The organism is Ereboglobus sp. PH5-5 (genome assembly GCF_029504805.1).
In the GTDB taxonomy this organism is placed as follows: domain Bacteria; phylum Verrucomicrobiota; class Verrucomicrobiia; order Opitutales; family Opitutaceae; genus Ereboglobus.
The window spans coordinates 204,451-211,972 of the sequence record NZ_JAQFIT010000005.1; the positions used below are offsets into that span (position 1 = coordinate 204,451).

Annotated in this window: 6 protein-coding genes; 5 read left to right on the top strand and 1 reads right to left on the bottom strand. The window is 55.7% G+C overall.

The window, feature by feature from the left end:
• Window positions 1–392: 392 nt before the first annotated feature.
• The 5 genes from M2103_RS04825 to M2103_RS04845 all read left to right on the top strand — a co-directional run bounded on the left by M2103_RS04825 (window position 393) and on the right by M2103_RS04845 (window position 6,885).
• Window positions 393–1,772 (top strand): sugar porter family MFS transporter, encoded by a 1,380-nt coding sequence (locus tag M2103_RS04825; RefSeq protein ID WP_277509101.1) that lies wholly within the window; start codon window positions 393–395, stop codon window positions 1,770–1,772.
• Between the two features lie 192 nt (window positions 1,773–1,964).
• The gene (locus M2103_RS04830; protein ID WP_277509102.1) at window positions 1,965–2,873 is read left to right on the top strand and encodes a carbohydrate kinase; all 909 of its coding nucleotides are present in this window, start codon (window positions 1,965–1,967) and stop codon (window positions 2,871–2,873) included.
• Window positions 2,874–3,025: 152 nt separating this feature from the next.
• Window positions 3,026–5,575 (top strand): DEAD/DEAH box helicase family protein, encoded by a 2,550-nt coding sequence (locus M2103_RS04835; RefSeq protein ID WP_277509103.1) that lies wholly within the window; start codon window positions 3,026–3,028, stop codon window positions 5,573–5,575.
• A 124-nt stretch (window positions 5,576–5,699) separates the two neighbouring features.
• Window positions 5,700–5,921: a hypothetical protein gene (locus M2103_RS04840; RefSeq protein WP_277509104.1), complete on the top strand. Its 222-nt coding sequence runs from the start codon at window positions 5,700–5,702 to the stop codon at window positions 5,919–5,921.
• On the top strand, window positions 5,914–6,885 hold the full coding sequence (locus M2103_RS04845) for a hypothetical protein (RefSeq protein WP_277509105.1): 972 nt from the start codon (window positions 5,914–5,916) through the stop codon (window positions 6,883–6,885). Before M2103_RS04840 ends, M2103_RS04845 begins: the two co-directional genes overlap by 8 nt.
• Window positions 6,886–7,261: 376 nt before the next feature.
• Here the strand turns inward: M2103_RS04845 and M2103_RS04850 are convergent.
• On the bottom strand, window positions 7,262–7,522 hold a 261-nt coding region (locus M2103_RS04850), incomplete at its 5' end, for a transposase (protein WP_277509106.1).

Here is a 7,522-nt window from a genome sequence, read left to right on the forward strand (position 1 = left end):
GACGCGCGCAACGCACGCGCTCGTTTCGCATATCACTGAACAAACACCTCAAACGATTCGATTGCCCGCGCATCCCCAACAACACCGCCTCAAACATCCCCAAAGGGGATGAGTCCCATAGCCCGGGGTTGGCGCGAGCCGCGAGCGCCTACCCCGGGTTTGGTGAAAGAGAAAACACAACCCTGAAGGGGTTGCGTCCCCTGAACGCACATGGCGCACAAACAAAACAAACAAGGAACACAGGCCACAACCCCGTTGGGGTTGGTTGTCATTTTCATTATTCCCGGGGTAGCTCGCCACGCTCGCAACCCCGGGCTAAGGGACGGAAGCCCGTTGGGCTTCATCCAGCACCTCTTTCATTTCGAAAAAATTAACACGATCCCCTGAAACCCATGACCGCCTCATCAACCCAAGACAAAACCGCCTCGCCCAATTCGTTCCTTCTTCGCTGCTCGCTCGTGGCCGCGCTCGGCGGACTCCTGTTCGGCTTCGACACCGTCGTCATTTCCGGCGCGCAAAACCAGCTCAAGGAACTGTTCCAACTCAGCGGATTCATGCAGGGCTTCATGACCGCGTCCGCGCTCATCGGCACCGTGATCGGCGCGCTTCTCGCCGCGCGCCCGAGCGATGCGCTGGGCCGCAAGCGCTGCCTGCAATGGGCCGGCGTGTTGTTTTTTGTGTCGGCGGCCGGCTGCGCGTTCGCGTGGGATTTTTGGTCGCTGATCGTGTTTCGCGTCATCGGCGGCCTGGGCATCGGCGGCTCGACGGTGATCTGCCCGCTGTATCTCGCGGAGATCTCGCCGGCGCGCTGGCGCGGGCGGCTGGGCGCGTTTTTCCAGTTCAACATCGTGCTCGGCATCCTCGTCGCGTATCTGTCGAACTACTTGCTCGGACTCGTTGATTTCGGCGCGGACGAGTGGCGCTGGAAACTCGGCGTCGAGGCGTTCCCCGCGCTCCTGTTCTGGCTGCTCCTGCGCAACATTCCCGAAAGCCCGCGCTGGCTCATCATGCGCGGACGCGCCGACGAAGCCTCGCGCGTGTTCGCCGAAACCGGCGTCGAAAATCCCGCCGCGCAAGTTGCGGTCATCCAAGCCTCGCTCGACGAGGAAACCGGCGCGAAAAAAATCTCCGAGCCGCTCTTCCGGCGCATCCACGCGCTGCCCGTTTTTCTCGCCGTCTCGGTCGCGATGTTCAACCAGCTCGACGGCATCAACGCGCTGCTCTACTACCTGAGCCCCATTTTTGGCATGGCCGGTTTCGACAAGGTTTCCGGCGACCTGCAATCCGTGCTCATCGGCGCGACCAACCTCGTCTTCACCATGCTCGGCATGGCGATCATCGACCGCGTGGGCCGCAAGACGCTGCTCCTCGCCGGCGCGATCGGCACCGGATTGTGCCTGCTCGGCGTGGCGTGGATTTTCACAATCAACCAATACCAAGGCGCGCTTGTCTGGCTGCTCGTCGGATACATCGCCTGCCACGCCTTCGGACAGGGCGCGGTCATCTGGGTGTTCATCAGCGAGGTTTTTCCGAACCAAGTGCGCTCAAAAGGCCAGGTGCTCGGCAGCTCGACACACTGGATCATGGCGGCGGCGATCTCATGGCTGTTCCCCGTGTTCGCCAAAAACGCCGGCGAACCCGGCGCGGGCATCCCGTTTTATTTCTTCGCTGCCATGATGGTGCTGCAAGTCATCGTCGTGCTGCGCTGGTATCCCGAGACCAAGGGCGTGCCCCTTGAGGAAATTCAAAAACGCCTCTCCGGGAAAAAATGAATCCCGTAGGGGCGTCGCTTGCGACGCCCGGTTTTTCATCCTTAACCGCGGATAAACGCAGATGAACACAGATATCCAAACCATCGAACCGCGACCCACATTGTTTTCCGCATCAGCGTTTATCCGTGTCCATCTACGGTTAAAAAATCCGGAAATTTTAATTCGAAATAGCTCCCGGGAAAACGAACACGAATGAACACAAACGACAAAATCCCCGGCAAACCGCCGCTGCTCGTCTTCGGAGAAATCCTGTGGGACATGCTGCCCGCGGGCGCGCGTCCCGGCGGCGCGCCCGCAAACGTCGCCGTGCTTGCGCACGCGATCGGCGCGCACTGCCTGCTCGCGAGCGCCGTGGGCGACGACGAGCCCGGACGCGACATGCTCGCACTCCTGCGCGAGCGCGATTTCCCGACCACGCATGTGCAAATAATCACCGGCGCGCAGACCGGTGCGGTCGATGTCACAATCACCGGCGCGGGCATCCCCTCGTATCGGATTCGCGAAAACACCGCGTGGGACCGCATCGCACTCACGCCGGACCTCGCCAAAACGGCGGCGTGCGCGGCGGCATTTTATTTCGGCTCGCTCGCACAACGCTCCGAGGAATCCCGCGCGACCCTGAAAAAACTCCTGCAAACCCTCCCCGCGAATTGCATGCGTTTCTTCGACGCAAACCTGCGCGAACCCTGGCCGAGTGAGGACGTGCTGCGCGATTCGCTTGCTCACGCGGACATCCTCAAACTCAACCACGAGGAACTGCCGCTGCTCGCCTCGTGGCTCGGCCTGCCAACGGAGGAGCGCGCCTTCGCCGACGCCATTTTCGCGCGCCACCCGGTGCGCACTCTGCTGCTCACAAAAGGCCCCGACGGCGCCAACGTATTCGACAAAGGCGGCGAGCCGGTCCGCGTCCCCGCCTCGCGCGCCGAAACAATCATCGACACCGTCGGCGCGGGCGACGCCTTCTCGGCGGGTTTCATCGACGGCTGCCTGCGCGGACTCCCGAGCCGCGAGGCGGCCCAATGCGGCAGCGACTTCGCCGCCCGCGTCTGCGAAACCGCCGGCGCCTGGCTGCCCCCGCGCGCCTTGCGCAAGACCGTCTGACACCCCGAACAAGTCAGCTCCTCGATGGGCGTTACAGCCTGATTCCGGAAGAAATCACGAATAGGTGCGAAAACCTGTTTCGTCGCCAAAAACCCTTTGCAAAAACCCGTGAAGCCTTTTGTCTTGCGCATCCATTTCCCTCGATTCGCCACATGAAAGAAGCATCAGCCAGAATCAAAATCAATAAGCTGCTGGAATGCGCTGGCTGGCGTTTCTTCGCCGATTCGGAAGGCCCCGCAAATATTCAATTAGAATCCAGTATTACCGTCACGACGCAGGCTCTCGATGCGTTGGGCGAAAACTTTGAAAAGGTCTCGAAGGGGTTTATTGATTTTCTCCTGCTCAACGAAAAGGGTTTCCCTCTGATCGTCCTTGAGGCGAAAGCCGAGGATAAAAATCCGCTTTCGGGCAAGGAGCAGGCGCGTAAATACGCCCGTTCGCAAAACTGTCGGTTTGTTATTTTGTCCAATGGCAATCTTCACTACTTTTGGGACTTGGATCGCGGCAACCCCGCCGTCATCACCTCATTCCCGACACCGTTCTCGGTGAACGGTTATCAGAAGGGCATCCCCGACACCAAGCGCCTTGTCGGGGAAGCCGTGGATGATGACTATGTCGCGCTTACGCAGCGACCGAATTACGCCGCCGAGGCCGCATGGAAAAACGAATCCGAACGCCCCGATTTTATCGAGAAAAACGGCCTGCGTTTTCTTCGTGCCTACCAAAAGGCCGCCATTGTCGCGATCCAGCAATCCGTGAAGCGCGGCAGCGAGCGCTTCCTGCTCGAAATGGCCACGGGCACGGGGAAAACTCTTACTGCCGCCGCCATCATCAAACTTTTCCTTCGCACTGGTAACGCCCAGCGCGTCCTCTTTCTCGTGGATCGTCTCGAACTCGAAGATCAGGCGCTCAAGTCCTTCAACAAAACCCTCGCGAACGACTACAAAACCGTCATCTACAAGGAAAATCGCGACGACTGGCGGCGCGCCGAAGTTGTTGTCAGCACCGTTCAGTCCTTTCTCTTCAACAACAAATATCAGCGCCTTTTTTCACCCACCGATTTCGACCTCGTCATCTCCGACGAGGCGCACCGTTCGATCAGCGGCAATGCCCGCGCAGTCTTTGATTATTTTGTCGGCTACAAACTCGGACTCACTGCCACACCGCGCGACTACCTCAAAAATTACACGCCGCGCAACCCCACCACGCGCGACCCGCGCGAGTTCGAGCGTCGCATCCTCCTCGACACCTACCGCACCTTCGGCTGCGACGACGCTCAGCCCACCTTCCGCTATTCGCTACTTGATGGCGTGCGCGATGGATTCCTTCTCAATCCCGTTGTCGTCGACGCCCGCAGCGAAGTGACCACGCAACTTCTCTCCGACGAGGGCTTCGTTGTGAATTATACCGAGGATGACACCGGTGGGGACGAAGCGCGGCAGGAAACCTACAAACAGCGCGAATTTGAGAAACGCTTTTTCTCCAAGTCCACCAACCAGCTTTTCTGCAAAATTTTTCTCGAAAATGCCCTTCGCGATCCCGTCAGCGGCGAAATAGGCAAATCCATCGTCTTTGCCGTCAGCCAAAACCACGCCTCCAAGCTCGCCCAAATCTTCAACGAAATGGCTCATCGCATGTTTCCCGGCAAATACCAGTCCGACTTTGCCGTGCAAGTGACCTCGCAGGTGCCCGATGCGCAGCAAATGACGATCAACTTTGCCAACAACAACCTCCTCGGCTCGGCCAATTTCCTCCCCGCCTACAAAACTAGCAAGGCCCGCGTCTGCATTACCGTCGGTATGATGACCACCGGCTACGATTGTCCCGACATTCTCAATCTCGGCCTTTTCCGTCCCATTTTTTCTCCCACTGATTTTATCCAAATCAAGGGGCGTGGCACGCGAAAACACGACTTCCGCGAGCAACTCTTCGACGCCGCGCTTAAGGAAAGCGTCAAGGAGCAGCGCAAAACCGCCTTCAAGCTTTTCGACTTCTTTGCCAACTGCGAATACTTCGAGGAAAAGTTCGACTACGACCAAGTCATCAAACTGCCCAGGCTCGCGTCGGCGCGCAAAGGCGGCGGAGAAGGCGGGGAAGGCGGCGGCGGAAGCCTCGAAGGCTCCTACGAATACCGCGAGATCGACCTCATCGCATCCGTGCAAGAGGAGAAAGTCGGTTACGAAGGCATGCGCATTGACCGCGAGTTTTTCTCTAAGTTTGAAAACAAAGTCCGCGAAAATCAGTTCATCGCCACCAGCGTTGAGGAGGGCATGTGGGATCGCGCCATCGACTACGTGAACAAGGAGCTTTTCAACAAGCCCGCCGAGTATTATTCGCTCGAAAAACTCCGCAAGGCCTCCGGTGTGGATCGCCGCATCGGTCTCCGCGAAATCCTCGAAAAGATATTCGGCCTTATTCCGCGCTTCAAAACAAAGGATGAAATCCTAGAGGAGGAATTCTCAAAATTCGTTGCCGACTACAAGCCGGAGGAGGCGGAAGCCATTCCCGCCATCAAGCACTACTTCAAGGCTTATGCCACCAGCGAACAGCTTCGCTACATTATCGAAAGCGGCCATCTCACCGACCTCGCCACCAACCCCGCCTTCTCCACGCGAGACTACAAGGACGTCCCGAAAAAATACCGCGAGATCATCCCCGAATACATCAAGGACTACGTCTCGCTCAACCAGTTTGCCGCGTGATGGCAAAAGTGAGGCCTCGTCGAGAAAACCCTTGCGCAGCGGTCAACTTCGCGCACCTTTTGCTTCATCCCGCCTGTCAAACGCTATTATGGTTTCCGACAATCTCGCATCTTCTCACTCTTCTATGAGCACCAACACTACGCCCCATTCTCCCCGTGAAAAGTCCGTCCTCGAAATGACCGACGAGGAGATCAGGGAAAGCTATCTTTTGTTTTTCCCAGAAGGGCAGCCTTCCGAGCCGGTTAGACTGGAGCATTACTCGGGAGAATTTGAAAAAATCTCCCTTTTAAAAGATATACCTATTCGTTACGCTATCCATTCACAAATGGAGGGTGCCGATGACTAAAAAGAGTAGTGGCGATATTTTACAAGAGATTCATGCGGTTCAGGCGCAGAAAAACATTGTTCAAGCGCAATCGCCACTGGATGTGGTTCGCCGTAAATATCTCGCTGAGTTAGCTGCAAAACGAAAACGTAATATTCTCGCATACTACTCCGGCTGGCTCCAGAAACCGGAAACAACTCAAACATCTCAATCATCCGTCAATATTTCCATCAATGATGGAGATATGAATGCCTTCATGGCTGTAATTCATGGGATGGGCGCGGAACGCGATAAGGGTCTGGATATTCTTCTGCATACACCGGGAGGCGATATGACGGCGACGGAGGCACTAATCAATTACCTCCATAAAATGTTTAATGGTAACATTGAGGCTTTTGTTCCTCAAATAGCCATGTCGGCGGGAACGATGATTGCATGTTCCTGTAAAAAAATCCATATGGGGAAACAATCCAGTATTGGCCCGATAGATCCACAGTTAGGCGGATTTCCAGCCTATGGCGTTATTAAAGAATTTGAAGATGCGCTCGAAGCCATCAAAAGAGACCCGTGTTATAAAGTTTTATGGCAAATGATAATTGGCAGATACCCGCCAACATTTCTCGGGGAATGTCGCAATGCCATTGATTTAGCGAATGAAATTGTAAAGAAGCGTTTAGAAACAGTAATGTTTTCCGGAGAGGCTGATGCTGAAGAAAAGGCTCAGAAAATAGTCGACTCCCTAAATGAGCATAATGAGGAAAATAAAACACACAACAGGCACATTGACATAGAAAAAGCTTCCTCAATCGGATTAAAAATCGAAAGACTGGAAGCCAATCAAGAAATCCAAGATGCAGTGCTCACAGTGCACCATTGTTTCATGCATACTTTTGCGAGCTCCGACTGTATAAAAATTGTAGAAAATGATAAGGGCAATGCGCTCATCACCGCATCACCCTTTCCGCAACAACAAAGAAGGGGCTGATTTTTATTTACATTAGAAAGCACAAATCAACGGGAGCAACATTGCTCCCGTTGATTTTTTAATAAACTGCCAATATTGGCACTCTATTTCCTTTCATTTTTCCGCGCCAACCCTCGCAATACTTCTCCCATGCTCGACACCGAAACCAAACGCCGCATCGACACCGCCCGCGACATTCTCGTTGGCAAAGTTCCCGACCCAAAGTCACAAGTTGAGCAAATCACCAGGTAGTGTCCGTCAAGTTTCGCACATTTTAAAAAGCATATAGTCGGCGGAGGAAGGTTACGTGTTGTTTTGTTGTTGGTTCTTTCGTGAGGGTTGAGAGCCGCGCGTAGGCCCGGCTTGGCGGGCCGCAGCGCGGTTCTCAACTTAAAGTTCACGCCGCTTGCCCTTGGTTTTCCACCAGCTTCGCGGCGTTGAGGTGACTCATGTCCATGTAGCGTTTCTGGCCCCACTGGCTGCCGGCCACATGCCTCAGCCGCGCGGCCACCAGTATCATCGCAGAGTTGCCGTCGGGAAACGCTCCGACCGCGCGGGTTCGCCTTCGTATCTCGCGCATGAGCCGCTCCAGCGGGTTGTTTGTCCGCAATGAGCGCCAGTGCTGGCTGGGGAACTCATAATAATTGAGCGTCTCGTC

Coding starts and splice junctions, on each gene's coding strand:
- M2103_RS04825 (WP_277509101.1), top strand. CDS start 393: ATGACCGCCTCATCAACCCAAGACAAAACCGCCTCGCCCAATTCGTTC.
- M2103_RS04830 (WP_277509102.1), top strand. CDS start 1,965: ATGAACACAAACGACAAAATCCCCGGCAAACCGCCGCTGCTCGTCTTC.
- M2103_RS04835 (WP_277509103.1), top strand. CDS start 3,026: ATGAAAGAAGCATCAGCCAGAATCAAAATCAATAAGCTGCTGGAATGC.
- M2103_RS04840 (WP_277509104.1), top strand. CDS start 5,700: ATGAGCACCAACACTACGCCCCATTCTCCCCGTGAAAAGTCCGTCCTC.
- M2103_RS04845 (WP_277509105.1), top strand. CDS start 5,914: ATGACTAAAAAGAGTAGTGGCGATATTTTACAAGAGATTCATGCGGTT.